Origin of the sequence: Paraconexibacter sp. (genome assembly GCF_041602235.1) — a bacterium.
GTDB lineage: Bacteria > Actinomycetota > Thermoleophilia > Solirubrobacterales > Solirubrobacteraceae > Paraconexibacter.
On record NZ_JBFIGP010000029.1, the window covers coordinates 1 to 25,115 of the forward strand.

A 25,115-nucleotide genomic window follows, 5' to 3' on the forward strand; every position below is an offset into this window, starting at 1 on the left:
GGCACTGGCCGATGAGCTCCTCGACAAGCTGACCGCCTACTACGCGGACGACGACAACGTGAAGGTCATCGTCGACCGGCGCAAGTCCGAGCGGCGCGGCCGGGGGAGCAGCGCGCCGGAGGACTCGGCCCGTACCGTGCGTGACCGGCGCCGCCCGCGCGTGCCCGGCGAGTTCCCGCCCGTCGACCCCTGACCCGCGCATGACCTTCCAGACGCTGCGCCTGGACATCGCCCAGCGGGTCGCCACGATCACGCTCGACCGGCCGGACCGGCTGAACGCGTTCACGCGGCTCATGGGGGAGGAGCTCGTCGCCGCGTTCGACAGGACGGACGCCGACGACGACGTGCGTGCGGTGATCGTCACCGGGGAGGGCCGGGGGTTCTGCGCCGGAGCGGACCTCGGTGGCGGCGACGCTTTCCGCCACGACTCCGACGAGGTGCCCCCGGACCTGGGCGGCGTCGTCACCCTGAGGATCTTCGAGTCGCTGAAGCCGGTCATCGCCGCGGTGAACGGGCCGGCGGTCGGCATCGGCGCGACGATGACGCTGCCCATGGACGTACGGCTCGCCTCCGAGTCCGCACGGTTCGGGTTCGTGTTCGCCCGGCGCGGCATCGTCCCGGAGGCGGCGTCGAGCTGGTTCCTGCCGCGCGTCGTGGGCATCAGCCAGGCCATGGAGTGGGTCGCCACCGGCCGGGTGTTCGATGCGTCCGAGGCGCTGGCCGGAGGCCTGGTCGGGCGGGTCCTCGCCCCGGAGGATCTGCTGCCCACCGCCCGGGCCCTCGCGCAGGAGATCGCCGAGAACACGTCGGCGGTCTCGGTGGCGATGTCGCGGCGGATGCTGTGGTCGATGCTCACCGCCGATCACCCGCGCGTGGCCCATGAGATGGACTCCAAGGCGATCTTCCTGCGGGGGCGCTCGGACGACGCGCACGAGGGCGTGAGCGCTTTCCTCGAGAAGCGGCCCGCCGTGTTCCCGGATCGCGTCAGCGCGGGCCTGCCCGACATCTGGCCGCGGTGACGGATCAGGAGCTGATCGAGCGGACGGCGGAGCACGTACGCCGCGGGTCCGAGGGCGAGGGGTCGGGCCACGACTGGTGGCACGTGCACCGCGTCTGGTCCACCGCGAGGACCCTCGCGGAGCAGGAGGACGTGGACGGCGTCGTCGTGGAGCTCGCCGCGCTGCTGCACGACATCGCGGATTGGAAGTTCCACGACGGCGATCTGAGCGCGGGCCCCCGCGCGGCCCGCGCGTGGCTCGAGGACCTGGGTGCCGCCCCGGAGCTCACCGACCGCGTCGTGGACATCGTGGGCCGGGTGTCCTACAAGGGAGCGGGCGTGCCCGACGAGATGCCGAGCCTCGAAGGCCGGGTCGTGCAGGACGCGGACCGCCTCGACGCGATGGGCGCCATCGGCATCGCCCGCGCGTTCGCGTACGGCGGCCACGCGAACCGGCCGATCCACGACCCGGAGATCCCGGTCGTCCTGCACGACGCCCCGGAGGCCTACGCGGCGTCGCGCAGCGGATCCCTGAACCACTTCCCCGAGAAGCTCCTGCTCCTGCGGGACCGCATGCACACGGCGGCCGGGCGGAGGGTCGCCGAGGAGCGCCACGCCTACATGGCGGCGTTCGTCGAGCGCTTCCTGGCCGAGTGGGACGGTCGCGCCTAGGGGGACACCCGGCGCGCCGGACTCAGCCGCGCCGGATCGCGAAGAGCGGGGACCCGCACTCGGGGCAGTAGCCCTGCCACCCCGGCCGGCCGTTCTGGAGCGTCACCGCCTGCGCGTCGGCGATCGTCACCTTCTGCCCGCAGACGCACCAGCCCTTGGCGGTGCTGGGGTCCGGGGCGGGGGCGTCGTCGGTCATGACCACAAGGCTACGGACCACCGCACGAAGAAGCCCCGCCGGGGCGGGGCTCTCGTGAAGCGGCTGATGGGATTCGAACCCACGACCTTCTGCATGGCAAGCAGACGCTCTAGCCAACTGAGCTACAGCCGCAAGGCGGCGGAGTATAGAGCAGGCGGACGTCGGACGGCAGTTGCGCGCCCTCCAGGAAATCTGCCCCAGAACGACCGATAGCCGCTCTGGGGGGAGCGGCTACCGGACCCCGAACCGGAGGGTCGTCCCGGGGGGAGGACGACGGCCGGATCGGGAACGCTGCAGGGGTCAGCGTTCAGTCACGTCTCCGTCCCCGTGCGTCCTGCACGGCTCGGGAGGGCGACGAGGCTGCCGACGCGGTGGGAGCGGGTCGGCAGGGAAGCATGGTGCGGTCAGCGGGTGGGGCCACTGGTGGCATGATGGTCGAGGTCCTCGGTGATGAAGCCGAGGCGGGGCGGGAGGGGCTGCGGGGCGTCCCCGAAGAAGTTCTGGCGGCGCGGCCGCGAACGACGGGTCGAGGCGGCGCCGTGCACGATCACGGCGGCGATCACGGTCACGATCGCGAGTGTCATCAGCACGGCCATGTCGCTCCCTGTCGTTCGTCGGTGGTTCTTGACGTCTCCAGGCTGCCCCCAGAGCACACCGACATACGACCACGGGCGGGCGACCGTCTTGATCCCCGAGCCGAACGGTTCGCCGGTCGGCGTGCGCCCGTGCGGCCGTACGAGCGGAGACCGACGATCGGATGAGGCGAACCTCCTCCGATCGCTCGTCGTGCCGGGTCGCCGCTGCGGGTCGCCATCCGTCCACCCCGCGAGTAACCAACCCTGACGTACGTGTAGGGTTGAGTGACGGACGGACCCACGACGCTCTGCCGTGCCCAGGCCTCCGCAGGCCTCCGGCGCCACGACCGGCGCGTCCCGCCGCCCGATCTTCCCGTGTCGCAGCGTGCGCTGCGGCCCACCACTGACAGAAACGACTCCCCCTCATGCCTTCGCTTCTCGGTGCGCGCACCGCGCCCCGCCTTGCCTTGCCGTCCGCCGGCGTGCTCCGTGTCGAGCTGCTCGCGGGCCTCGTCGTCGCGCTCGCGCTCATCCCCGAGGCGATCTCCTTCTCGCTGATCGCCGGCGTCGACCCCAAGGTCGGTCTCTACGCGTCGTTCACCATGGCGGTGACCATCGCCATCGCGGGCGGTCGTCCCGCCATGATCTCGGCGGCGACCGGGGCCATGGCGCTCGTGGTCGTCGGCCTCGTCAAGGAGCACGGCGTGGAGTACCTCCTGGTGGCCGGCATCCTCGCCGGACTCATCCAGATCACGCTCGGCGTGCTGCGCGTCCCGCGCCTCATGCGGTTCGTCCCGCGCTCGGTCATGACCGGGTTCGTCAACGCGCTGGCGATCCTCATCTTCCTCGCTCAGGTGCCCTACATCCGCGAGGGCGGCGTGCTCGGGCTCGGCCTGATCGCGGCAGGGCTCCTCGTGATCTACGGGCTGCCGCGACTGGTGAGCAGCATCCCGGCGCCGCTCGTGGCGATCGTGTTGCTGACCGTCGTGGTCGTCGCCGTGGGCATCGACGTCCCCGACGTGGGCGACGAGGGCGAGCTCCCGACCGCGCTGCCGCTCCTGGGCATCCCGTCGGTGCCGTTCACCCTCGAGACGCTGATGATCGTGCTGCCGTACTCGCTGACGCTCGCCGCGGTCGGTCTGCTCGAGTCGCTGATGACCGCCCGTCTGGTCGACGACATCACCGAGACCACGTCGGACAAGGACCGCGAGGCGCGCGGCCAGGGGATCGCGAACACGATCACCGGGTTCTTCGGCGGCATGCCGGGCTGCGCGATGATCGGCCAGACGATGATCAACGTCCGCGTCAGCGGTGCCCGGACGCGCATCTCGACGTTCTGCGCGGGACTCTTCCTGCTGGTCCTGGTGGTCGGGCTGGGGCCGCTCGTGGCGGTCATCCCGATGGCGGCGCTCGTCGCCGTGATGATCCTCGTGTCGCTCTCGACGTTCGACTGGCACTCGATCCAGCCCACGACCCTGCGGCGGATGCCCAACTCCGAGACGCTCGTGATGGGCGTCACGGTCGTCGCGACGGTGGCGACCCACAACCTCGCGATCGGCGTCGCCGGCGGTGTGCTCACCGCCATGGCCACGTTCGCCCGCAAGGTGGCGCACCTCGTCGAGGTCGAGCGTGTCCTGGACCCGGACGGGACGACCGCGTTCTACGCGGTCACCGGTGAGCTGTTCTTCGCCTCCGACCAGGAGCTGATCGAGGCCTTCGACTACGCCGGTGACCCCGGCCGGGTCATCATCGACTTCTCCCGCGCCCATGTCTGGGACGCCTCGGCGGTGGCCGCTCTGGACGCCATCGAGACGCACTACGAGCGTCACGGAACCGTGCTCGAGATCACGGGCCTGAACGACCGCAGCGCCGAGCTGCACGAGACGCTCTCGGGTCAGATGGCGGCGGCGCACTGATGTCCGTCCGGGATCGCGAGGTGCCGGCGCTGCACATCGGCGACGTCGCGGAGCGGGTCGGGCTCTCGCTGCGGACCGTCCGCTACTACGAGGAGCAGGGCCTGTTCGCGCCGGCGGGTCGCACCGAGGGCGGGTTCCGGCTCTACACCGAGGACCAGGTGGAGCGCCTGCTCCTGATCAAGCAGATGAAGCCGCTGGGGTTCACGGTGGCGCAGATGTGCGAGCTGCTCGCGGCCCGGGACGCGCTCGGGGACGCCGACCCGGAGGTGCGGACCGCCGCCCGGGAGCGCCTGGACACGTTCGCCGCCGACGCGGCGAAGCGGTGCGCGGAGCTGCGCACCGAGCTCGCGCGAGCCGAGGAGTTCGCGGCGCGGCTGGCACAGCACGCGTGAGCGGGCGTTCCCGCGGGAACGCGCCGTGCAGGGGGTGCGTCGAATCAGCGACGCTGAGGGTCGCTCGATCGACACGCGCCGGGAGCCGGCGCGGCGCCCGGGGTCCGGGAGCGTGTGCCTGGGAACGGGAAAGGCCCCGGATCCGGGGCCTTTCGAGGTGGGCGATACTGGGCTCGAACCAGTGACCTCCTGCTTGTCGAGCAGGCGCTCTCCCAGCTGAGCTAATCGCCCTGGGGCGCGCAAGGCTAGCAATCCGGCGCGCCGCGTGCCGCGCCGCGCAGGGAGCGGTGCGGACGGTACGCTGTCGCCTGCACCTGGCGACGTGGCGGAGTGGCTACGCAGCGGCCTGCAAAGCCGTGTACACCGGTTCGATTCCGGTCGTCGCCTTGTCCTGGAGGCCGCCGTGTCCACGATCGTCCTGCGCCTCGGCGACATCACCACCGACCACGAGGCGGACGCGATCGTCAACGCCGCCAACGAGCGACTGCTCGGTGGGGGTGGGGTGGACGGCGCGATCCACCGCGCCGCTGGTCCCGGGTTGCTCGACGAGTGCCGCACGGTCGGGGGGTGTCCGACCGGGGAGGCGCGCATCACGGGCGCCGGTCGCCTGCCGGTCCGTCACGTCATCCACGCGGTTGGGCCGGTGTGGCAGGGCGGCGACCGCGGTGAGCCGGAGCTGCTGGCCGACTGCCATCGCGCCGCGTTGCGGATCGCGGCGGCCAACCGGTGCCGCATCGTCGCGTTCCCGGCCATCTCGACCGGGGTCTACGGCTACCCGGTCCAAGCCGCCGCAGAGGTCGCGATCGGCGCGACGCGTGCGGCGCTGCGCGAGCTGCCGGACATCGAGGAGGTCCGGTTCTGGCTGTTCGACGAGCGCGCCCACGCGGTGTTCGCCGCGGCGCTCGACGGCTGACCGGCGCTCAGCTCTGGCCGAGCGCCGCGAGCAGCCGGTCGATGTCGCCGCGGTCGTTCCAGGCTCCGACGGACGCCCGGACCCACGGCAGGCCCGGGAAGGACCGGACGATCACGCGATGGCGGGCGCACCGCTCGACCATCTCGGCCGGGTCGTCGGACCGCCAGCTCACCAGGGTCGTGTGCCCGCGGGGCGCGACGGTGTGGCCGCGATCGGCGAGCTCGCCGGCGAGATCCGAGGCCAGCCCCGCGGCGCGGCTCATCACCGAGTCCCATCCGGCATCGGCGAGGACGTCGTGCGAGGCGCGCCCGGCGATCAGCGCCTCGGCGGACGTCGCGAAGGCATCGTGGGCGCGGGCATCCGGCCACGGGCGGGCGTCGAGCCCCGCCGACGGGTCGGCGAGATGGGGATAGGTGGGCATGTGCGCCATGAGGCGCTCCTGCCAGGCCGGGCTGATCCACAGCATCCCCAGTCCGATCGGACCGCACAGCCACTTCTGGCCGGCGGCCGCGTAGAAGTCGCAGCGCAGCGTCCCCACGTCGACCGGTACCGCGCCGGCGCCCTGCGCGCCGTCCAACAGGAGCGGAACGCCGGCAGGACGGTTCGCAAGCCCCTCGGGCGCCAACTCGCCCGTCGCCCAGTGCACGTGCGAGCAGGCGACGAGCTTGGTGCGGCGCCCGATGTGCTGGTCGATGACCCGCAGTGGCACGACCTTCACGGTGATGCCGCGCAGCCGGCGCGCCGCCGAGAGCGGACCGAGCAGGCCCGGGTGCTCGTCGTCGGCGGTCACGATCTCGTCGCCGGAGCGCAGGTCCAGGCCCGTGAGGACCCGCGCCATGCCCTCGCTGGTGGATGAGGTGATCGCGACGTCCTCGGGGGCTGCGGCCCCCAACCGCTCGGCGTAGCGGGCCCGCAGGCCGTCCCGTGCCTCGACGAGCCGCTCGTAGTACGCGGTGCTGCGTCCCTCCTCCGCAGCGGCCAGCGCGCTGTCGGCACCGGCCTGCAGGGCGGCGGCGGGCAGCGGCCCGCAGGTCCCCGCGTTCAGGTAGGCGGTGGTCTCCAGGACGGGGAAGTGGGCACGAAGCGCGACGGGGGAGGACACCCCGCGAGCATACGAGGGGGTGCCGACCGCACCGCCCGGATCGGTCCCGCCGCCCGCCCGCGCGAACGAGGCGCGGGACCGGCGTAGGTGCTCCTAGCGGCCGCAGACAGGCCAGGGCGCGGCGCCTGCCCGCGCGTAGAGCATCGCGGCGCGGCGATCCTGCTCGACCTCCGGGGCGGCGGCGGGGTCGCCGGAGCCGCCGACGCTGGCCCACGTGCCACGGTCGAACTGGTACTTGCCACGGTACGCGCCACCGCCGCCGATCGCCCGCGGGTTCCCGCCCGACTCGCAGGCGGCGATCCCCGCCAGCGCCGCCGGGATCGCGACCTTCGGCGCGCCACCGGTGCGCTCGAGCGTCCGGATGCTGCGGCGCTCGCGCGCGATCCGCCGTTGGAGCTGCTTGATCGAGCGGCCGTCGAGCCCGGCTCGGTACCCGCGCGCATCGAAGCGGCGATCGCGGAGCTTCGCCACGCGGCGACCCAGCGTGACGGCCCGGTCGGTGAGCGTGGCCCGTGCGTGGTCGGCGAGACCGTCCTCGACGATCCGGCCGGCTGGCACGCCGTAGTGGATGTACTGCAGGCCGTCGTCGTCGGCCGCGAGGGCGACGGTCGTCGGGGCGGCGAGGAACGCGGTGGCGAGCACCGTCCGGGTGACCCGGCCGCGGGTGAGGGGAGAGGGCTTGCGCATGGTGGTGGGCATGTCCTTTCGCGGCCTGTGCGGGCAACGGCGTGCACGGGCGCACGCCGGTCACGGCCGGTCGGGTTGGTCGACCGGGCAGATCGGGAGGGAGCGTCTCCTCGAAGCACCGGCGCAGGCCGGTCAGCACTCACGTCCCGTAGCCGTGCGCAGGCGCGCAAGGGCCGGGCTCTGACCCGTCGAGGTATCGACCGTAACAGACGCGAGCGAACGTCTGTTCGTCTCCGTGCGCCACGTCACACACCCGCACGCGGCCTCGGCAGTCCCTCCAATACGCTGGGGACGATGAAGGTCACGCTCCCCGACGGCACCGAACTCGATCTCGCGGACGGCGCGACCGGCCTCGACGCCGCCGAGGCGATCGGTCCGGGCCTGGCCCGCGCAGCCCTCGCCGTCAAGCAGAACGGCGAGGTGCGCGACCTCGCACGGCCGCTGATCCCCGACAGCGAGCTCGAGATCATCACCCAGCGGTCGGGTCAGGACGCCCTGGACCTCGTCCGGCACGATGCGGCGCACGTGCTCGCCGCGGCCGCGATGGAGCTCTACCCGGGCGTGAAGATCTCGATCGGCCCGCCGATCGAGCAGGGCTTCTACTACGACTTCGAGTTCCCCGAGGGCGTCACGCTGACCGACGCGGACTTCCCCGCGCTCGAGGCCAAGATGCGCGAGCACGTGAAGGCCGACGAGGCGTTCGTGCGGGAGGACGTCAGCGTCGAGGAGGCGATCGAGCGCTTCCGGTCGGAGGACCAGCCCTACAAGGTGGAGCTGATCGAGGACCTCATCACCAACACCGGCGCCGAGACGGTCTCCCTCTACACCAACGGGCCGTTCACCGACCTGTGTCGCGGCCCCCACATGCCGACCACCAAGCGCATCGGCGCGTTCAAGCTCCAGTCGGTCGCCGGGGCCTACTGGCGCGGGGACTCCAGCCGCACGATGCTGACCCGGGTCTACGGCACGGCCTTCTTCGACAAGAAGGAGCTCGCCGCGCACCTCGAGCTGCTCGAGCAGGCCAAGCTGCGCGACCACCGCCGGCTGGGCCGGGAGCTGGGCCTCTACACCTTCAGCGAGGCGGCGCCCGGGTCGGCGTTCTGGACCCCGGCCGGGACCCGCGTGTTCAACGAGCTCGTCGCGCTGTCACGCGAGATGGGGGAGGAGCGCGGCTACACGGAGGTCAAGACCCCGCTGCTCTTCGACGCCGAGCTGTGGAAGAAGTCCGGGCACTGGGACAAGTACCAGGACGACATGTTCCTCACGGCCACCGGCGACGAGCGGCCGATGGGGTTCAAGCCGATGAACTGCCCCGGGCACTTCGAGCTGTTCGGGCACAGTCGCTGGAGCTACAAGGATCTGCCGGTGCGCTACAGCGAGCCGGGCCTGCTGCACCGCAACGAGCTGTCGGGCGCGCTCCACGGGCTGATGCGCGTGCGCCACTTCTGCCAGGACGACGCCCACCTGTTCGTGCGGCCCGATCAGCTCCTGGACGAGATCACGGCCTGCATCGCGTTCGCGCGCGATACGTACGCGCTGTTCGGGTTCACCGACGAGGACATCCGCTACGAGCTGTCGACCCGCCCGGAGAACCGCCTCGGCACCGACGAGTTCTGGGACCAGGCCGAGGGCGTGCTCGCGGACGCGCTGAAGGCCAACGACATCGACTACGAGATCGGGGAGGGCGGCGGCGCGTTCTACGCCCCGAAGATCGACTTCCACTTCACCGACTCGCTGCGGCGCAGCTGGCAGCTGGGGACCGTCCAGCTCGACTACCAGGCGCCCGAGCGCTTCGACCTGACCTACACCGGCGCCGACAACGCCGAGCACCGGCCCGTGATCCTGCACCGGGCGCTCATGGGCTCCTACGAGCGGTTCATCGGCATCCTGCTCGAGCACACCGGCGGAGAGCTGCCGGTGTGGCTGACGCCCACGCAGGCGATCGTGCTGCCGATCGCCGACCGCCACGCCGACCGCGCGCGGGAGATCCGCGACGAGTTGCGGGTCGGCGGGGTGCGTGCCGAGGTCGACGAGCGCACCGAGTCGGTCGGCCGCAAGATCCGCGACGCCGAACTGCGGAAGGTCCCGTACATGCTCGTGGTCGGCGACCGTGAGCTGCAGGAGGGAACGGTCAGCGTCCGGCGCCACCGCGAAGGCGACGAGGGCAGCGAGACCGTGGCCGAGATTGCGTCGCGAATCGCGGCTATCACGCGGGACCGATCCGGGTGAACGGCCAACCCTGCGCTACGGACGGCGCAGGACCGGTTATGCTCCGGCGCGTTGACTGATCACCTTTTCCCCGCCGCGCGCACGAACGCGCGAGCCCAGAACTAGTGCCTGTCCCTCGCAGGTTCGACCGGCGGATGCCGGAGCGGGACACCACCCGCATCAACGAGCGCATCCGCGTGCCCGAGGTCCGTCTGATCGACGAGACCGGCCAGCAGGTCGGCGTGATGCGCACGGACGAGGCACTCCGCTACGCCCAGAGCAAGGATCTCGACCTCGTCGAGGTCGCGCCCGAGGCCAAGCCGCCCGTGTGCCGGGTGCTCGACTACTCGAAGTACAAGTACGAGCAGGCCCAGAAGGCCAAGGCCGCCAAGAAGCACCAGACGCAGATCACGATCCGTGAGATCAAGTTCCGCCCGAAGATCGCCGAGCACGACTACTCGACGAAGAAGGGCCACGTGGAGCGGTTCCTGCGCCACAAGGACAAGGTCAAGGTCACGATCATGTTCCGCGGCCGCGAGGTCACCCACCCCGAGCGCGGCGTGATGATCCTCGACCGGCTCGCGGAGGACCTGAAGGAGCTCTGTGTCATCGAGCAGCGTCCGATCCAGGACGGTCGCAACATGACCATGCTCCTGGGCCCGAGCAAGGCCGTGCTGGCCGGCACGCTCGAGGAGGACGCAGCCGCAGCCGCCGCCGAGGCGGAGGCGCGAGCCAAGCTCGACGCCGAGCTCGAGGCCGAGGCGCCGCAGTCCTCGGAGGTCGAGGCGCCGCAGTCCTCGGAGGTCGAGGCGCCGGAGTCCTCCGACGAGGCTGCCGACGACGGGTCGCCCGACGCCCCGTCCGGAGACGACACGGACTCGCCGCCGGCGGCGTAGCCGCGCCGCACCCCGGCAGCCGGTGCTGCGGGAGTTCTGCCATACTCCCGCGTCGCCCATGCCGAAGCAGAAGACTCATTCCGGCGCGAAGAAGCGCTTCAAGGTGACGGCGAGCGGCAAGGTCAAGGCCCGCCACTCGCACTCGAGCCACATCCTCGAGAAGAAGTCCCCGAAGCGCAAGCGCTCGTTCGCGAACCCCGTGATCCTCAGCGATCACGACGCGCCCCGCGTGAAGAAGCTCCTGGGGGTGGGCAAGTGACCCGCGTCAAGCGCAGCGTCCACGCCAAGAAGAAGCGCCGCTCCACGCTGGAGCGGGCCAAGGGCTTCCGCGGCGAGGCGAACTCCAACTACAAGCGCGCCAAGGAAGCGGTGATGAAGGCGGACGCGTACGCGTACCGCGATCGCCGCAACCGCAAGCGTGACTTCCGCAAGCTGTGGATCACCCGCATCAACGCCGCCGCCCGCCAGGAGGGCATGAGCTACGGCGAGTTCATCCACGGCCTCAAGCTGGCCGAGATCGAGCTCGACCGCAAGGTGCTCGCCGACATCGCCGTGCGCGATCCCGAGACGTTCAAGCGATTCGTCGCCGCCGCCCGCGAGGCGTCGGCTGCTGCGTAGTACGAGCACACCGACAGAACCTTCAAGGGCGTCGCTTCCTCCGGGAACGGCGCCCTTTTTGTTGGCCGACCCCACTCCGATCGTGATCATCACCAGCCCCCACAACGAGACGCTCAAGCAGGTGCGCAAGCTCGCCGCGCGGCGCGAGCGGGACCGCGCGCGGGCGTTCGTCGCGGAGGGGGAGGACCTGCTCGCCGCGGCCGCCGCCTCCGGCTGGGAGCCCAGCGCCCGGCTGTGCGCCGCGGGCAGCGGCCTGCCGGGTACCGAGGTCGAGCAGGACCTCCTGCACGGCATCTCCCAGCTCGGATCCGGCACGCGGACACTGGCGATCTACCCGCAGCGCTGGATGGACGGCCCCGTCGGTGAGCGCATCGTGCACCTGCACGGCGTCCACGACCCGGGGAACGTCGGGACGGTCCTGCGGTCGGCGTACGCCTTCGGCGCCGGCTGCGTGACCTTCGGCCCGGGCACCGCCGATCCGTACGGACCCAAGGCCGTCCGGGCCAGCATGGGGGCGATCTTCACGACGCCGGTGGCACGGGCCGGCGGACCCGCGGACCTCCCGGGAGCGACCGTGGCCCTGGTGGCCCGCGCCGGGGAGCCGCTGGCGCGCGTGGCGGCGTCGGTGGGCGGTGGGCCGGTCAGCCTCCTCGTCGGGGCCGAACGGGAGGGGCTGCCGGAGGACGTGATCGCCGCCTGCGACCACGTCGCGCACATCCCGATCCGGGGCGAGTCCCTCAACGCGGCGATGGCGGCCACCGTGGCCCTCTACGAACTCCAGCGAATCCATATGGTGGCGAGAGATGAGTGACGTGCTGAACCGGATCGAGGAGCTGCGGGCCACGGCGCTGCAGCAGGTGCAGGCCGCCGCGGACACCGCCGCGCTCGAGGAGCTGCGCGTCCGGCACCTGGGGCGCAAGGCCGAACTGCCCAACCTGCTGCGGGGCGTCGCCGACCTGCCACCGGACCAGCGCGGAGCGGTCGGCAAGGCGGCCAACCAGGCCCGTCAGGCCGTCGAGGCGCTCATCGACGAGCGCACGAGCGCCCTGGCCGCCGGTGAGCTCGACGCGCGGCTGGCGGCCGATGCCGTGGACCTGACGCTGCCCGGTACGCCGCCGCGACCCGTCGGGCGACTGCACCTGCTCACCCAGACACGTCGCGAGATCGAGGACGTCTTCCTCGGCCTGGGCTTCCGGGTCGCCGAGGGGCCCGAGGTCGAGTGGGTGCACTACAACTTCGATGCGCTCAACCACGCGCCCGCACATCCCGCTCGCGGCCGCAGCGACACCTTCTACGTCCGGCCGACTGACGGGACCGCACCGCCCGAGCACGGATCGCCGGACGAGATCGTCCTGCGGACGCACACCTCGCCGATGCAGGTGCGGTCGATGGAGGCTCAGGGGCCGCCGATCGCGATCATCGTCCCGGGACGGGTGTACCGGCGCGACAGCGACGCGACGCACACCCCGCAGTTCCACCAGGTCGAGGGCCTGTGGGTCGACGAGGACATCACGCTCGCCGATCTCAAGGGCGTGCTCCTGGCGTTCGCCCGGGCGATCTTCGGGCCGGACCGCGACGTGCGGCTGCGCCCGCACTTCTTCCCGTTCACGGAGCCCAGCGTGGAGGTCGACGTGAGTTGCTTCCAGTGCGCGGGCTCGGGTGAGCTCCGTGGGACGAAGCCGCCGCAGCGCTGCAACCTCTGCAAGGGCACGGGCTGGCTGGAGATCCTCGGCTCCGGCATGGTCGACCCCGACGTCCTGGGCTACGTGCGGGAGTTCGGCTACGGCGACGGCGCCCAGGGCTTCGCCTTCGGCATGGGCATCGAGCGCATAGCGATGCTCAAGCACGGCGTGCCCGATCTCCGCCTGTACTACGACAACGACCTTCGCTTCCTGGAGCAGTTCGGCTGATGCGTCTTCCCCTCTCCTGGCTCCACGACCATGTCGTCCCGGACCTCCCGGTGCGGGAGCTCGCCACGCGACTGGCGATGACCGGCACCGAGGTGGACCGCATCCACCATCACGGCGTGAGCGGGCTCGAGCACTTCGTCGTCGGCAGGGTGCTGACGTGTGAGCGCCATCCCGACGCCGACCGGCTCAGCGTCTGCACCGTGGACGTCGGGGACGCCGAGCCGTCGCAGATCGTCTGCGGTGCCCCGAACGTCGCCGCTGGGCAGACCGTGGCGGTCGGGAAGCCCGGCTCGATCATGCCCGACGGCACCAAGCTGAAGACGGCGAAGCTGCGTGGCGTCGCGAGCGCCGGGATGATCCTCGCCGAGGACGAGGTCGGCATCGGGCAGGACCACGCGGGCATCATGGTGCTCGACGACGGAGACCACCTGGGGGCCGCGCTCGGCGGCGACGCCGGTGCCTCCGACGCCCCGCCGGCGGTCGGGACGCCGCTGCGCGACGTCCTGCCGATCAGCGACGAGGTCCTCGAGCTCGAGATCACGCCCAACCGTCCGGACTGCCTGGGGGTCTACGGCGTCGCGCGCGAGGCCGCCGCGGCGACAGGAGCGCCGCTGGGGCCGGCGCCGTGGGACGCGCCCGAGTGCGCCCCGGCCTACGACGAGCTGCGCACGCAGGAGGCCGGGGATCCGGGACAGGCGGGCGACATCCGCATCCACAACCAGGCGCCGGACCTGTGCCCGCGCATGACGTGGCGGCTCTACGAGAACGTCACGCTCGCGCCGTCGCCCCGGTGGCTGAAGGCGCGCCTGATGGCGGCCGGCCAGCGGCCGATCAACAACGTCGTCGACATCACCAACTACGTGATGCTGCTCACGGGGCAGCCGCTGCACGCCTTCGACGCCGACCGCATCGAGGGGGGGACGCTGATCCTGCGGCGTGCCCGCGAGGGCGAGCAGGTCACGACCCTCGACGAGGTGCAGCGCACGCTCGACGGCCAGATGCTCGTGTTCGAGGACGGCGCGGGTCCGACGTCGATCGCCGGTGTCATGGGCGGCCGGCGCAGCGAGATCTTCGCCGGCGAGGACGGGGCGGCGCCGACGTCCCGCGTCCTCATGGAGGTCGCCACCTGGGACGGACCGAACATCAACCGCACGATGGCGCGGCTCGGGCTGCGCTCGGAGGCTGGCGCGCGGTTCGAGAAGGGGCTGGCTCCCGAGCAGACGCTCCAGGCCCAGGCGGTCGCGCACCGCCTGATGGTCGAGCTGTGCGGGGCCACGCCGGTCGGGGGCACGCTCGACCTCGGCGGTGACGGGCCGCCGCCCGCCCGGATCCGGCTGCGCGATGCCAGCGTCGCGGGGCTGCTCGGTGCCGCGGTCCCGCGCGAGCGCAGCGCCGAGGTGCTGCGCGTCCTGGGGTTCGGGGTCGAGGAGACCGACGACGGGCTCGAGGTCACGGTGCCCGCGTTCCGGCGGCTCGACGTCACCCGCGAGGCGGACCTCATCGAGGAGGTCGCGCGGCTCGAGGCGCTCGACACGCTGCCCGCCACGATCCCCGAGAACCGCACGGGGCACGCGGCCGTCCTCGACCACGCGCAGCGGACCCGGCGACGGGCCGAGGACGCGCTCGTCGGCGCCGGCCTGCACGAGGTCTGTGGATGGTCGTTCACGGAGCCGGCGGTGCTCGACAGGCTCCGGATCCCGGAGGGCCACGCGCTCCGGGAGGTCGTGCGGCTCGAGAACCCGATGAGCGAGGCGCAGTCGATCCTGCGCCCCACCATCCTCGGCTCGCTGCTGGACGCCGCGGCCTACAACCGCGCGCACGGTCAGAGCGACATCGCGATCTTCGAGAGCGGCTCGGTCTACGCGGGACGGCGTGGGGCCGACGGGGCCTGGGCCGGGCAGCGTCTGGCGCCCGCTGACGAGCACCACGCCCTCGGCGTCCTCCTGCACGGCGCGATCGCCCCTGCCTCCTGGAGGGACGGGACCGCGCCGGCCGCCGACGTGTTCGCGGCCAAGGGGGTGCTCGAGACGGTCCTCGGGGCGCTGCGCGTCCCCTTCACGACCGCACCGGCACCCGACGGGGCCTGGCCGTTCCTGCATCCGGGACGCAGCGCCGCGGTGCTCGCCGGGGACCAGCGCATCGGGTTCCTCGGCGAGGTCCATCCCCTCGTCGCGCAGGCCTGGGACCTGGACGGTCTCGTCGCCGCGTTCGCGATCGACCTCGGGAAGGTGACCGCACTGGCGCCCGAGGTGGCGACCTACCGGGACCTCATGACCTTCCCGGCGCTGCGCCAGGACCTGGCGATCGTCGTGCCGGACGACGTTCCGTCGGCGCGCGTGCTCGAGGTCGTGCGTGACGCGGCCGGCAAGCGCCTGGCCGACGCCCGGGTCTTCGACGTCTACCGGGGGGAGCAGCTCGGCGCCGGTCGGGTCTCGCTCGCGGTGCACTGCGAGTTCCGGGCACCGGACCGGACCCTGACCGATGAGGACATCGAGCCGCTGCGGAGCAAGATCATCGCCGCGCTCGCCGAGCAGGTCGGAGGTGAGCTGCGTGGCTGACGGGTCCCACGGTGCGGTCCTCGTCGCGGGTGCGGCCGGGTTCGCGGGTGCGATCGCGGCGTCGTTGCTCCAGCGCCATCCGGCGCTCGAGCTCGGGGCCGTCACCGCCCGCTCCGACGTCGGCAGGCGGCTGTCGGACGTCTACCCCCACCACCGGGTTCCGCTCGTCCTGGAGGAGCTCGACCTCGACCGGCACGCCGAGGGCGTGCGCGCCGCCATCGTGGCCTACCCGCACGGGGCCGCGGCTCCGGTGGTGCAGGGCCTGCGAGCGCGTGGGGTGGAGGTCGTCGTCGATCTGAGCGCCGACTTCCGGCTGCGTGACCTGCAGACCTACGAGCAGTGGTACGTCGAGCACGTGGCGCCCGAGCTCATGGCCGAATCGGTGTACGGCCTGCCCGAGCTGTACCGCGAGGAGCTGCGTGGCGCGTCGGTCGTCGCGAATCCGGGGTGCTTCCCGACGGCGGCCCTGCTGGCCCTCGCCCCGTTGGCGCGGGCGGGCGTGATCGACGACGTGATCATCGACGCCAAGACCGGGGTCTCCGGTGCCGGGCGCGGCGCCTCCTGGCGCACCCACGCCTCCAGGGTGGACGAGAACGTGGACGCCTACGGCATCGACGGCCACCGGCACCTGCCGGAGATCCAGCAGGAGCTGGGTGTGCTCGGCGTCACCGCGGCGGTCACGTTCATCCCGCATCTGCTGCCGCTGGACCAGGGGGAGCTCGTCTCCTGCTACGTCACGCCGAACCGCTCGCTCACCCAGGACGAGGTCGACGAGCTGTTCACGGCCGCCTACGCGAGCGAGCCGTTCGTCGAGCTGACCGACCGCTCGCCCGGCGTGCGCGACGTCCGCGACACGAACCTCGCCCGGATCACCGCTCGCGCGGACGAGCGCACCGGCAAGGTCCTCGTGTTCTGCGCGATCGACAACCTGTACAAGGGGGCCGCGTCCCAGGCGGTCCAGAACCTCAACGTCGCCCTCGGGCTGGACGAGACGGCAGGCCTGACATGAGCGAGTTCTTCGACTCCCGCTGGGTGGAGTGCCCCGACGGGGTCACCGTGGCCCCTGGGGACGGTCTGCCGCAGGGCTTCCGCGCCGCCGGCATCGCCTGTGGCCTGAAGGAGAGCGGCGCCCCCGACCTGGGGCTGCTGGTCTCCGACGCCCCCGACACCGTCAGCGCGGCGCGCTTCACGCGGTCAGGGGTGCTCGCGGCCCCGGTGATCGTCTGCAAGAACCGCACGCGGCTCGACGCGATCCGCGTGGTCGCGGCCAACAGCGGCAACGCCAACGCGGCCACCGGTGGTCGCGGGATGGACGAGGCCGCCCGGATGCAGGGCGCCGCCGCGATGGCCGCGGGGGTCCCCGAGGACCAGGTCGCGGTCGCCTCCACCGGCGTGATCGGCGTGCAGCTCGACGGCCGCAAGGTGGTCAGCGGCATGCTCGCCGTCCGCGAGGAGTTGCGCGGCGACGGGCACGGCGCCTTCGGCGAGGCGATCCGCACGACCGACAAGTTCGCCAAGAGCGCGCGGGTGAAGGTCGCGCTGTCCGGCGGCGAGGTGCTGATCACCGCGCAGGCGAAGGGCGCGGGGATGATCCAGCCGTCGTTCGCGACGATGCTCTGCTTCGTGCAGACCGATGCGGCGCTGGACGCCGAGACGGCGGACCTGCTGCTCGGCGTCTGCGTGAAGCGCAGCTTCGATCGGATCTCGGTGGACGGGCAGCTCTCCACCAACGACACCGCGATCCTGATGGCCTCCGGATCCAGTGGCGTCAGGGTCGCCACGCAGTCGCCGGACGAGGCCGTGTTCGGACAGGCCCTGGATGCCGTGCTGCGCCAGCTCGCGCTGCTGATCGTCCGCGACGGCGAGGGCTCCGAGCGGGTCGGGCGGGTCGTCGTGCGCGGGACGGACCCGCGCGACGTCGAGCGCAGCGCCCGCGCCGTGGCGAACTCCCCGCTCGTGAAGGCCGCCCTGCACGGCGGCGACCCGAACTGGGGCCGGATCGCCCAGGCCGTGGGCCTCGCGATGGCCGATCGCGCGCCGATCGACCTCGACATCACCATCGAGGGCGTCCCGGTCTGCGTGCGCGGCGCGGCGGTGCCGTTCGACGAGGCCGCCCTGGCCGAACGGGTCAGCGGGACCGAGGTCGAGTACGAGGTGCTGCTGCCCACCCACGGGGAGCCTGCGACGGCCGAGACCGAGGTCTTCTTCAGCGACCTCTCCCACGAGTACGTGACGATCAACGCGGAGTACACGACATGAGTCCCGATCAACGGCTGGAGACCGGCGCCAAGGGCGTCGGCACCCTGCTCGAAGCCCTGCCGTACATCCGCGAGTTCCACGGCAAGACGGTGGTCGTCAAGTACGGCGGCGCGGCGATGACCGATCCGGGGCTCAAGGAGGACTTCGCGCGCGACATCGTCCTGCTGAAGTACGTGGGGCTCAACCCGGTGGTCGTGCACGGCGGGGGTCCCGAGATCACCGGCTACATGGAGCGGCTGGGGATGGACGTGCGCTTCGTGGACGGCCTGCGCGTCAGCGACGCCGACACGGTCGAGATCGCCAAGATGGTCCTCGTCGGGAAGGTCAACAAGGACATCGTCCAGCGCATCGGCCGCCACGGCCAGGCCGCGGTCGGTCTCAGCGGGGACGACGGGCGCCTCCTGCGCGTCGCCAAGCAGCACGCCCCCGGCGGCGAGGACCTCGGCTTCGTCGGGCGCATCGAGAAGGTCGACGTGGACGTGCTCAACCACATCGCCCAGGACTACATCCCGGTCATCGCGTCGGTGGGCGCCGATCGCGACGGGCAGTCCTACAACGTCAACGCCGACGAGGTCGCGGGCGCCGTGGCGCGGGCGATGGGCGCCTACAAGGTCATGTTCCTCACCGACGTGGACGGCTGGCTGCGCGACCCGGCCGATCCGACCAGCGTGGTCAGCGAGGCGCGGGCGGACGAGGTCGAGGCGTCGCTGAGTGCGATCAGCGGCGGGATGCGCCCGAAGCTCCAGGCCTGCCTCGACGCGATCCACGGCGGGGTGACGTTCGCCCACATCGTCGACGGGAGGGTCCCGCACTCCCTGCTGCTCGAGCTGTTCACCGACGCCGGCATCGGCACGAAGATCCGGGCGGCCGCATGAGCGGCGCCGACGCGCGTGACCGGTACCTCACGGCCAACTACGCGCGCCAGCCGGTCGTGTTCGTCCGCGGCGAGGGCGCGCGCCTGTGGGACGCGGAGGGACACGAGTACCTCGACCTGCAGACCGGCCTGGCCGTCAACTCGGTGGGGCACTGCCATCCGGCGGTCGTCACGGCGATCCGGGAGCAGGCGGCATCGCTGATCCACGTCGGCAACCTCTTCTACACGGAGCCGATGGTCGCGCTCAGCGAGCGCCTGGCGCTGGCGTCGGGCCTGGGGGACGGTACGAAGGTCTTCTTCACGAACTCCGGGACGGAGGCGGTCGAGGCCGCGCTGAAGTGCGCCCGCAAGCGGCGGCGCGGCGGGACGATCGTGTCCCTGCAGCGGGGATTCCACGGGCGGACCTACGGAGCGCTGAGCGCGACGCCGCAGGAGTCCAAGCAGGCCCCCTTCGCACCGCTGGTCCCGGGCTTCGTCTCCGTCGAGCCCACGGCGGAGGCCATCAGCGGCGTCGTGGACCAGGAGACCGCCGCCGTGATCCTCGAACCCGTGCAGGGGGAGAGCGGCGTCTACGACCTCGGCCCGGACGTGCTCCGGGCCGCCCGGGAGGCGTGCGACGCCCACGGCGCGGCCCTGATCTTCGACGAGATCCAGTGCGGGCTCGGGCGGACCGGTGACCTCTGGGGGTGGCAGCGCTCGGGCGTGGTCCCGGACGCGATGACGGTCGCCAAGGCGCTGGCGGGTGGGCTGCCGATCGGCGCGTTCGTCGCGGGGCCCGGGATGGCCGAGGTCTTCGAACCCGGGGATCACGGCTCGACGTTCGCCGGCGGGCCGGTGCAGTGCGCCGCGGGCCTGGCGGTCATGGACGTGGTGAGCGACGACCTGCTCGCGGGCGTGCGCGAACTGGGCGAGCGGATGACGGCGCGCCTGGCCGAGCTGCCCGGGGTCGTGGCGGTCCGCGGTCGCGGTTTCATGCAGGCGATCGACCTGGACGGCGTCGACGCGATCGCCCTGGTCGGCAGGGCGCTGCGTGAGCAGCGGCTCGTCCTCAACGCGACCGGACCGGGGACCGTCCGCTTGCTGCCCCCGCTCACGATCGGTCCTGCCGTCCTCGACGAGGCGTTGGACCGCCTGGCGACGCTGCTGGCCTGACCTGCTGCGATCTGTCACAGATCGCGCGGCGTTCGGTCCGCAGGCTGATAGAACGTCCCCGTCGCCCCGTCCTCGCCCCGGAGGTCGTCTCATGAAGTCGCTGACCGGAGTCGTCCTCGCCCACAAGCGCGCCGTCGCGATCGGGTGGATGCTGCTGACGCTGATCGGGCTGGCGGCAGCCGGCCCGGCGACAGAGGCCCTCGACCAACGGTTCTCGGTACCCGGCCGTGAGGGCTGGGACACCAGCGAGCGCATTGCCATGGAGTTCGGGAACGGCGGCGACAGCCTGCCTTTCGTGCCGGTCGTGACGTTGCCGCAGGGCACCAGGGCCGGCGATGTCCGCAGCGAGCTGGCCCAGCTCGAGCGCAGGGTGGAGCGGGCGGTCCCCGGCGCCCGCGTCGCCGGGTTCGGATCGACCGGCGACGCCGCGTTCGTCTCCGACGACGGGCGGACGACGTTCATCTACGCGTTCCCCAAGCGCAGCGACGAGCCGTTCGGAGCCAACGCCGACGCGCAGGAGGCTCTCCGCGCCGCGATGCGGTCGGAGACCGTCGCGGGCGCGCCTGTGCGCGTCACCGGGTACGACGCCCTCTTCGAAGCGTCGGGGGAGGACACCCAGGGGACCGGCGTCCTGCTGGAGGCCGTGCTCGGCGGTGTCGGAGCCCTGGTCGTCCTCGTCTTCGTGTTCGGCTCGACGCTGGCACTCGTGCCGATCCTCATGGCGATCAGTTCGATCCTGGTCTCGTTCCTGCTGCTGCTGGGCCTGACGACGGTGGTCGAGATCTCACCGGTCGTGCAGTTCCTGGTCGCCCTCGTCGGCCTGGGCATCTCGATCGACTACGCCCTGCTCGTCGTAGTGCGGTGGCGGGAGGAGATCGAGCGTCACGGTCCCGGCGACGAGGCCGTCGTCGCCGCGATGGGAACCGCCGGGAGAGCGGTGGTGTTCTCGGGGACCACGGTGGCCGTAGGCCTGCTCGCGCTGGTCGTTGTCCCGATGCCGTTCCTGCGCAGCATCGGCTACGGCGGCATGATCATCCCGCTCGTGGCGACCGTCGCCGCGATCACGCTGCTTCCGGTCATCCTCGCGACCGTCGGCCCGCGGATGGACCGTCGGCGCATCCGGCGGCGGGATCGGTCCAACCGCTTCTGGCAGCGCTGGTCGGCGTTCGTCGTGCGGTTCCGCGTCGCGTCCGCGGTCGCCGCGCTCGCGGTGCTCGGGGTGCTCCTCGTGTCCGCGGCCGACATGCATCTCGGCAACTCCGACCCCAACACGATCGCCAAGGGCGGGCCCGCGAAGGACGCCCTCGTCGCGCTCCAGGACGCCGGGATCGGCGCCGGCGCGATCACGCCGACCGAGACGCTCGTGCCTCGGGCCGACGCGGCGGCCGTCGCGGCCGCCCAGGCCCGGGTCACCGACGTGCACGGCGCCAGCGCCCCTCTCGGCGCGGCCTGGGAGCGTGACGGCAACGCGATCGCTGTTGCGGTCCCGCGCTACGGCGACGAACGTCAGGAGGGGCGCGACGCCGTCCAGCAGCTCATCGACGTAGCGCACGCGGCATCGCCCGACGCCCGTGTCGGCGGCAGCGGTCCGCTCAACGCGGACTTCATCGACGCCGCCTACGGCTCCTTCCCGCTCATCATCGGGCTGATCTCCCTCTTGACCTTCGTCCTGCTGGCGCGGGCGTTCCGCTCGCTCGTCCTGCCGGCGAAGGCGATCGTGCTGAACGTCCTGTCCATCGGGGCGGCCTGGGGCGTCATGACCTTGATCTGGCAGAACGGGCACGGCTCGGACGAGATCTGGGGTATCGCGGCGACCGGGTCGATCGCCTCGTGGATACCGTTCATGGTGTTCGCGTTCCTGTACGGCCTGTCCATGGACTACGAGGTCTTCATCCTCGCCCGGATGCGGGAGGAGTACGACCTCACGGGCGACACGAACGAGGCGGTGGTGTTCGGACTGGGGCGCACCGGACGCCTGGTCACGAGCGCGGCGCTGATCCTCTTCCTGGCGTTCGCGGCGATGGCGTCGGGTCCGGGAACCGACATCAAGATCCTGGCCACCGGGCTCGCGGCCGGGATCCTGATCGACGCGACGATCATCCGAGCGCTGCTGGTGCCGGCGGTCGTCTCGATGTTCGGCCGCTGGAACTGGTGGTTGCCCGTGTCCGCCGCCCGGGTCCTGCGGGTCACTCCTTCCCCGACGCCTGTCGTCGAGCCCGCGTAGGAAGGACGGGGCGGCGTCGCCGCGGGTCCCGCACTACTCTTCCCACGCGATGACCGAGCCCCGCACCCGTACCGCCAGCTACCTCGCCGAGCCCGATGAGGTCCATCGCGTCCTGCTGCTCTACTCGGGCGGGCTCGACACGAGCGTCATGCTCAAGTGGATCCAGGACGAGTACGACGCCGAGGTCGTCGCGCTCACGATCAACCTCGGGCAGCCCGGCGAGGACTACGACGTCGTCAAGGGCAAGGCGACGATGCTCGGGGCGGTCGCCGCGGAGGTCGTCGACGCCCGCGAGGAGTTCGCGCGGGACTTCATCGTCCCGGCGATCAAGGCCAACGCCAACTACGGCCTGCACTACCCGCTCTTCACGGCACTGGGCCGCCCGCTGATCGCGAAGATCGCGGTCGACTACGCCCGCAAGCACGGCTGCGACACCATCGCCCACGGCTGCACCGGCAAGGGCAACGACCAGGTCCGGATCGAGGCGACGGTCGCGACGCTCGCGCCGGAGCTGAAGGTCATCGCGCCGGTCCGCGGCTGGATGATGGGCCGCGAGGAGGAGATCGCCTACGCCCGTGAGCACGGCATCCCGATCAAGGGCGGCGCGGAGACGACCCCCTATTCGATCGACGACAACCTGTGGGGCCGCTCCTCGGAGGGCAAGTGGATCGAGGACCTCGACCACGCGCCCGACGACGACGTCTTCCAGCTCGTGACGCGCCCGGAGCTGGCGCCCGACGAGGCGGAGACCGTCACGGTCACCTTCGAGCGGGGCGTCCCCGTGGCGTGGAACGGTGAGCGGATGGAGCTGGTCCCGCTGCTGGAGGCCGCGGCCGATGCGGGCATCAAGCACGGCGTCGGGATCGTCGACCACATCGAGGACCGCATCGTCGGTCTCAAGGTCCGCGACATCTACGAGGTGCCCGCCGCGGAGATCCTGCTGACGGCCCACGCGGAGCTCGAGCGGCTCGTGTGCACGATCCACCAGAACCAGTTCAAGTCCGACCTCGACCGGCAGTGGGGCTACCTCGTCTACGCCGGGCTGTGGTGGGAGCCGCTGCGCACCGACCTCGACGCCTACATGGACTCGGTCAACGAGCAGGTCACCGGGACCATCGGCCTCAAGCTGTTCAAGGGCTCGTGCCGGGCGGTGACCCGCGAGAGCCCCAACGCCGTCTACGACGCCCAGCTCGCCACGTTCGAGACCTCCGGCGGGCTGTTCAGCCAGCAGGCGTCCCCGGGGTTCATCGAGCTGTGGTCCCTGCAGTCGCGTCTGGCGCACCAGTTGCGGCAGCGCGGCGACGGCAGCTGAGCGTCCCCGTGTCGGGAGCGGCTCGCACGGGTACGCTGCCCGTATGAGCCGCTCCGGATACCAGCTGCTGGGCTTCGCCGTGTGGCACGGCGGCAAGTGGTATCTCAAGCGTCGCTACGGGTGGCTCGTGCCTTCCCGTCGGGTGGCAGCGGCCGGTATCGTTGGCGCAGCGATCGCGGCGATCATCGTCGCCGACGCGCGCCGAGATGCCTCGTCCTCGATGCCCTGAGCCCGCCGCGCCGCGCAGGCGCAGAAACCACCGCAACGTGCGGGGTGTTCGGTGCGCCGCCCCCGCCGGGCAACCTAGGCTGACCGGTCCGTGAGCACGATCGGACAGCCGCCCGAGGAACCCGCCGGCCTGCCCGACGACGGGACCAGCGTCGTCGACGCGAAGGTCCTCGCCGAGCGCCGCGCCCGACGCGCGGAGCTGGCGGAGGAGAGCCTGCAGTCGCGCGCCTCCAGCGCCGAGCACGATCGCATGATGCTGGCCACCCGGCTCGCCGAGGCCGAGCACGCCCTGGACCGGGCGCGCCGGGACCGCGACGCCCTCCAGGACGACCTGACCCGTCGCGAGCGCGCGCTGCGCGCGGCCGAGCAGCGCGAGTTCGCCGAGCAGCGCCGCCGTGTCGAGCTGGAGGACGAGGCGGTGCAGGAGCGCCGGGCGCTCCAGGACGAGCTCGACGGGCTCAGGCGTCGGCTCGCCGCTGCCGTGGAGCGGACCGACGAGCTCACCCGGGAGCTGGCCAGCGCCCGCCGCGCGGCCGACGAGGCGACCCAGCTGACCGCCAGCGCGGCGGAGGTGAAGCAGCTGCAGCGCCGTGCGGCGGAGGCGGTGCACGATCTGGACGAGCGCCGCGCGGCCCTCGAGGCGGAGGTCGCCCGGCTGCAGCGGTCCGTCGAGACCTCCGCGCCGCCGCAGGACTCCGATGCGCAGCGCGAGGCGCACCTCGCGGAGATCACGCTGCTGCAGATCGAGCTCGACCGGCGCATCGCGGAGCGGGATGCAGCCCGGGAGCAGGCGCGGGAGGCGCTCGCCGCGCGCGACGAGCTCGAGCAGGAGCTGCTGCGCCGCAAGGTCCTGGAGGGTCAGGCGCGAGACGCGCTCGTGGCGCTGCGCGCGCGGGTCGAGGAGGCCGAGGCCGAGCAGACCGAGCGGGCGCAGCGTGACGCCGCGGTCGAGACCCTGATCGTCGAGCTGGTGGACACCGCCAACGACCTGCGGGCCGGGTACGAGCAGCAACTCCAGGAGCAGGAGCAGGCGCTGCAGGAAGCGTTCGACCGGCAGCTCGAGGACGCGTTGCGGGCCGCGCGCGAGGAGGGCGCCGACGGTCGCGCCGAGCTCACCAGGCGCCTGGCCGAGGTCGAGGCGCGGCTTGCCGCCGAGCGTGCGCGCGTCCGCGACGCCGAGCAGCTCGCCGTGGAGCTCGAGCGGCGGCTGTCGGAGGATCCGCCGGTCTCCGACGCGGAGCCGGACCTCGCCCCGCCGCCGGACCCCGCCCCGCCGCCGGACCGGGGACCGTCCGCGGCCCCGTCGCTCACGGTCCCGGCCGTCACCACGCGCCCGCAGGGCGATGTCGACCCGGAGACCTCCGAGCTCATCTCCGGCCTGCAGCGGGCGGCGGAGCGGCTCCGCGCCCGCGTCGACACCCTCGAC

The 25,115-nt window shown here is 72.2% G+C and carries 25 protein-coding genes and 3 tRNA genes; 22 read left to right on the forward strand and 6 right to left on the reverse strand.

The genetic code is table 11. The annotated features are described in order from the left end of the window. From ABYE80_RS04100 to ABYE80_RS04110, 3 genes are all read left to right on the forward strand, one after another. Positions 1-193, forward strand: a 193-nt coding sequence (locus ABYE80_RS04100; protein WP_372788883.1) for a hypothetical protein, incomplete at its 5' end; no start/stop codon positions are given. Positions 194-200: 7 nt separating this feature from the next. Then, positions 201-1,019 carry a crotonase/enoyl-CoA hydratase family protein gene (locus ABYE80_RS04105; RefSeq protein ID WP_372788885.1) on the forward strand — a complete coding sequence of 273 codons (819 nt, stop codon included), beginning with the start codon at positions 201-203 and terminating at the stop codon, positions 1,017-1,019. Beyond that, a complete protein-coding gene (locus tag ABYE80_RS04110; protein WP_372788887.1) occupies positions 1,016-1,669 on the forward strand; it encodes an HD domain-containing protein in 654 nt (217 codons plus the stop codon). Before ABYE80_RS04105 ends, ABYE80_RS04110 begins: the two co-directional genes overlap by 4 nt. Before the next feature lie 22 nt (positions 1,670-1,691). Here the strand turns inward: ABYE80_RS04110 and ABYE80_RS04115 are convergent, their stop codons facing one another. From ABYE80_RS04115 to ABYE80_RS04125, 3 genes are all read right to left on the reverse strand, one after another. Further along, entirely contained in the window at positions 1,692-1,865 is a 174-nt protein-coding gene (locus ABYE80_RS04115; protein ID WP_372788889.1) for a DUF5679 domain-containing protein, read from the reverse strand. A 58-nt stretch (positions 1,866-1,923) separates the two neighbouring features. Further along, positions 1,924-1,997, reverse strand: a tRNA-Gly gene (locus ABYE80_RS04120). A gap of 272 nt (positions 1,998-2,269) precedes the next feature. Then, positions 2,270-2,461 carry a hypothetical protein gene (locus ABYE80_RS04125; protein WP_372788890.1) on the reverse strand — a complete coding sequence of 64 codons (192 nt, stop codon included), beginning with the start codon at positions 2,459-2,461 and terminating at the stop codon, positions 2,270-2,272. A gap of 404 nt (positions 2,462-2,865) precedes the next feature. Between ABYE80_RS04125 and ABYE80_RS04130 the strand changes: the two genes are divergently transcribed. Continuing rightward, positions 2,866-4,356: a SulP family inorganic anion transporter gene (locus ABYE80_RS04130; RefSeq protein WP_372788892.1), complete on the forward strand. Its 1,491-nt coding sequence runs from the start codon at positions 2,866-2,868 to the stop codon at positions 4,354-4,356. Next, the gene (locus ABYE80_RS04135; protein WP_372788894.1) at positions 4,356-4,748 is read left to right on the forward strand and encodes a MerR family transcriptional regulator; all 393 of its coding nucleotides are present in this window, start codon (positions 4,356-4,358) and stop codon (positions 4,746-4,748) included. Before ABYE80_RS04130 ends, ABYE80_RS04135 begins: the two co-directional genes overlap by 1 nt. Before the next feature lie 158 nt (positions 4,749-4,906). On the opposite strand, the gene ABYE80_RS04140 is transcribed toward ABYE80_RS04135, so the two are convergent. Next, positions 4,907-4,979, reverse strand: a tRNA-Val gene (locus tag ABYE80_RS04140). An 85-nt stretch (positions 4,980-5,064) separates the two neighbouring features. Between ABYE80_RS04140 and ABYE80_RS04145 the strand changes: the two genes are divergently transcribed. Together ABYE80_RS04145 and ABYE80_RS04150 are read left to right on the forward strand one after the other, a co-directional pair. Beyond that, positions 5,065-5,135: transfer RNA gene (locus ABYE80_RS04145), tRNA-Cys, on the forward strand. A gap of 16 nt (positions 5,136-5,151) precedes the next feature. Then, the gene (locus ABYE80_RS04150) at positions 5,152-5,661 is read left to right on the forward strand and encodes an O-acetyl-ADP-ribose deacetylase (RefSeq protein ID WP_372788895.1); all 510 of its coding nucleotides are present in this window, start codon (positions 5,152-5,154) and stop codon (positions 5,659-5,661) included. A gap of 7 nt (positions 5,662-5,668) precedes the next feature. Here the strand turns inward: ABYE80_RS04150 and ABYE80_RS04155 are convergent, their stop codons facing one another. Both ABYE80_RS04155 and ABYE80_RS04160 read right to left on the reverse strand, forming a co-directional pair. Next, a complete protein-coding gene (locus ABYE80_RS04155) occupies positions 5,669-6,763 on the reverse strand; it encodes an aminotransferase class V-fold PLP-dependent enzyme (RefSeq protein WP_372788896.1) in 1,095 nt (364 codons plus the stop codon). 93 nt (positions 6,764-6,856) lie between these two features. Beyond that, a complete protein-coding gene (locus ABYE80_RS04160) occupies positions 6,857-7,450 on the reverse strand; it encodes a transglycosylase family protein (protein WP_372788897.1) in 594 nt (197 codons plus the stop codon). A gap of 294 nt (positions 7,451-7,744) precedes the next feature. Between ABYE80_RS04160 and thrS the strand changes: the two genes are divergently transcribed. The 15 genes from thrS to ABYE80_RS04235 all read left to right on the forward strand — a co-directional run. Further along, on the forward strand, positions 7,745-9,679 hold the full coding sequence (gene thrS, locus ABYE80_RS04165) for a threonine--tRNA ligase (RefSeq protein WP_372788899.1): 1,935 nt from the start codon (positions 7,745-7,747) through the stop codon (positions 9,677-9,679). Positions 9,680-9,813: 134 nt separating this feature from the next. Further along, the gene (infC, locus tag ABYE80_RS04170; protein ID WP_372788901.1) at positions 9,814-10,554 is read left to right on the forward strand and encodes a translation initiation factor IF-3; all 741 of its coding nucleotides are present in this window, start codon (positions 9,814-9,816) and stop codon (positions 10,552-10,554) included. A 58-nt stretch (positions 10,555-10,612) separates the two neighbouring features. Next, positions 10,613-10,813, forward strand: a complete 201-nt coding sequence (gene rpmI / locus ABYE80_RS04175; RefSeq protein ID WP_372788903.1) for a 50S ribosomal protein L35 — start codon at positions 10,613-10,615, stop codon at positions 10,811-10,813. After that, a complete protein-coding gene (gene rplT / locus ABYE80_RS04180; RefSeq protein ID WP_372788904.1) occupies positions 10,810-11,172 on the forward strand; it encodes a 50S ribosomal protein L20 in 363 nt (120 codons plus the stop codon). The genes rpmI and rplT overlap by 4 nt, the downstream gene beginning before the upstream one ends. Before the next feature lie 82 nt (positions 11,173-11,254). Beyond that, complete coding sequence (locus ABYE80_RS04185) at positions 11,255-11,983, forward strand: TrmH family RNA methyltransferase (RefSeq protein WP_372788906.1); 729 nt, start codon at positions 11,255-11,257, stop codon at positions 11,981-11,983. Continuing rightward, positions 11,976-13,082, forward strand: coding sequence for a phenylalanine--tRNA ligase subunit alpha (gene pheS / locus ABYE80_RS04190; RefSeq protein ID WP_372788908.1), 1,107 nt, complete (start codon positions 11,976-11,978; stop codon positions 13,080-13,082). The genes ABYE80_RS04185 and pheS overlap by 8 nt, the downstream gene beginning before the upstream one ends. Beyond that, positions 13,082-15,640 (forward strand): phenylalanine--tRNA ligase subunit beta, encoded by a 2,559-nt coding sequence (gene pheT / locus ABYE80_RS04195; protein WP_372788909.1) that lies wholly within the window; start codon positions 13,082-13,084, stop codon positions 15,638-15,640. The genes pheS and pheT overlap by 1 nt, the downstream gene beginning before the upstream one ends. Further along, on the forward strand, positions 15,633-16,649 hold the full coding sequence (argC, locus tag ABYE80_RS04200; RefSeq protein WP_372788911.1) for an N-acetyl-gamma-glutamyl-phosphate reductase: 1,017 nt from the start codon (positions 15,633-15,635) through the stop codon (positions 16,647-16,649). Before pheT ends, argC begins: the two co-directional genes overlap by 8 nt. Continuing rightward, positions 16,646-17,899, forward strand: a complete 1,254-nt coding sequence (gene argJ / locus ABYE80_RS04205) for a bifunctional glutamate N-acetyltransferase/amino-acid acetyltransferase ArgJ (protein WP_372788913.1) — start codon at positions 16,646-16,648, stop codon at positions 17,897-17,899. The genes argC and argJ overlap by 4 nt, the downstream gene beginning before the upstream one ends. Beyond that, entirely contained in the window at positions 17,896-18,774 is an 879-nt protein-coding gene (gene argB / locus ABYE80_RS04210) for an acetylglutamate kinase (protein WP_372788914.1), read from the forward strand. The genes argJ and argB overlap by 4 nt, the downstream gene beginning before the upstream one ends. After that, the gene (locus ABYE80_RS04215) at positions 18,771-19,925 is read left to right on the forward strand and encodes an aspartate aminotransferase family protein (RefSeq protein ID WP_372788915.1); all 1,155 of its coding nucleotides are present in this window, start codon (positions 18,771-18,773) and stop codon (positions 19,923-19,925) included. The genes argB and ABYE80_RS04215 overlap by 4 nt, the downstream gene beginning before the upstream one ends. Before the next feature lie 91 nt (positions 19,926-20,016). After that, entirely contained in the window at positions 20,017-22,149 is a 2,133-nt protein-coding gene (locus ABYE80_RS04220) for an MMPL family transporter (protein WP_372788917.1), read from the forward strand. 49 nt (positions 22,150-22,198) lie between these two features. Further along, positions 22,199-23,461, forward strand: coding sequence for an argininosuccinate synthase (locus ABYE80_RS04225; protein WP_372788919.1), 1,263 nt, complete (start codon positions 22,199-22,201; stop codon positions 23,459-23,461). 43 nt (positions 23,462-23,504) lie between these two features. Continuing rightward, positions 23,505-23,690 (forward strand): hypothetical protein, encoded by a 186-nt coding sequence (locus ABYE80_RS04230; RefSeq protein ID WP_372788921.1) that lies wholly within the window; start codon positions 23,505-23,507, stop codon positions 23,688-23,690. A 90-nt stretch (positions 23,691-23,780) separates the two neighbouring features. After that, the coding region (locus ABYE80_RS04235) for a hypothetical protein (RefSeq protein WP_372788922.1) at positions 23,781-25,115 on the forward strand (1,335 nt) is incomplete at its 3' end.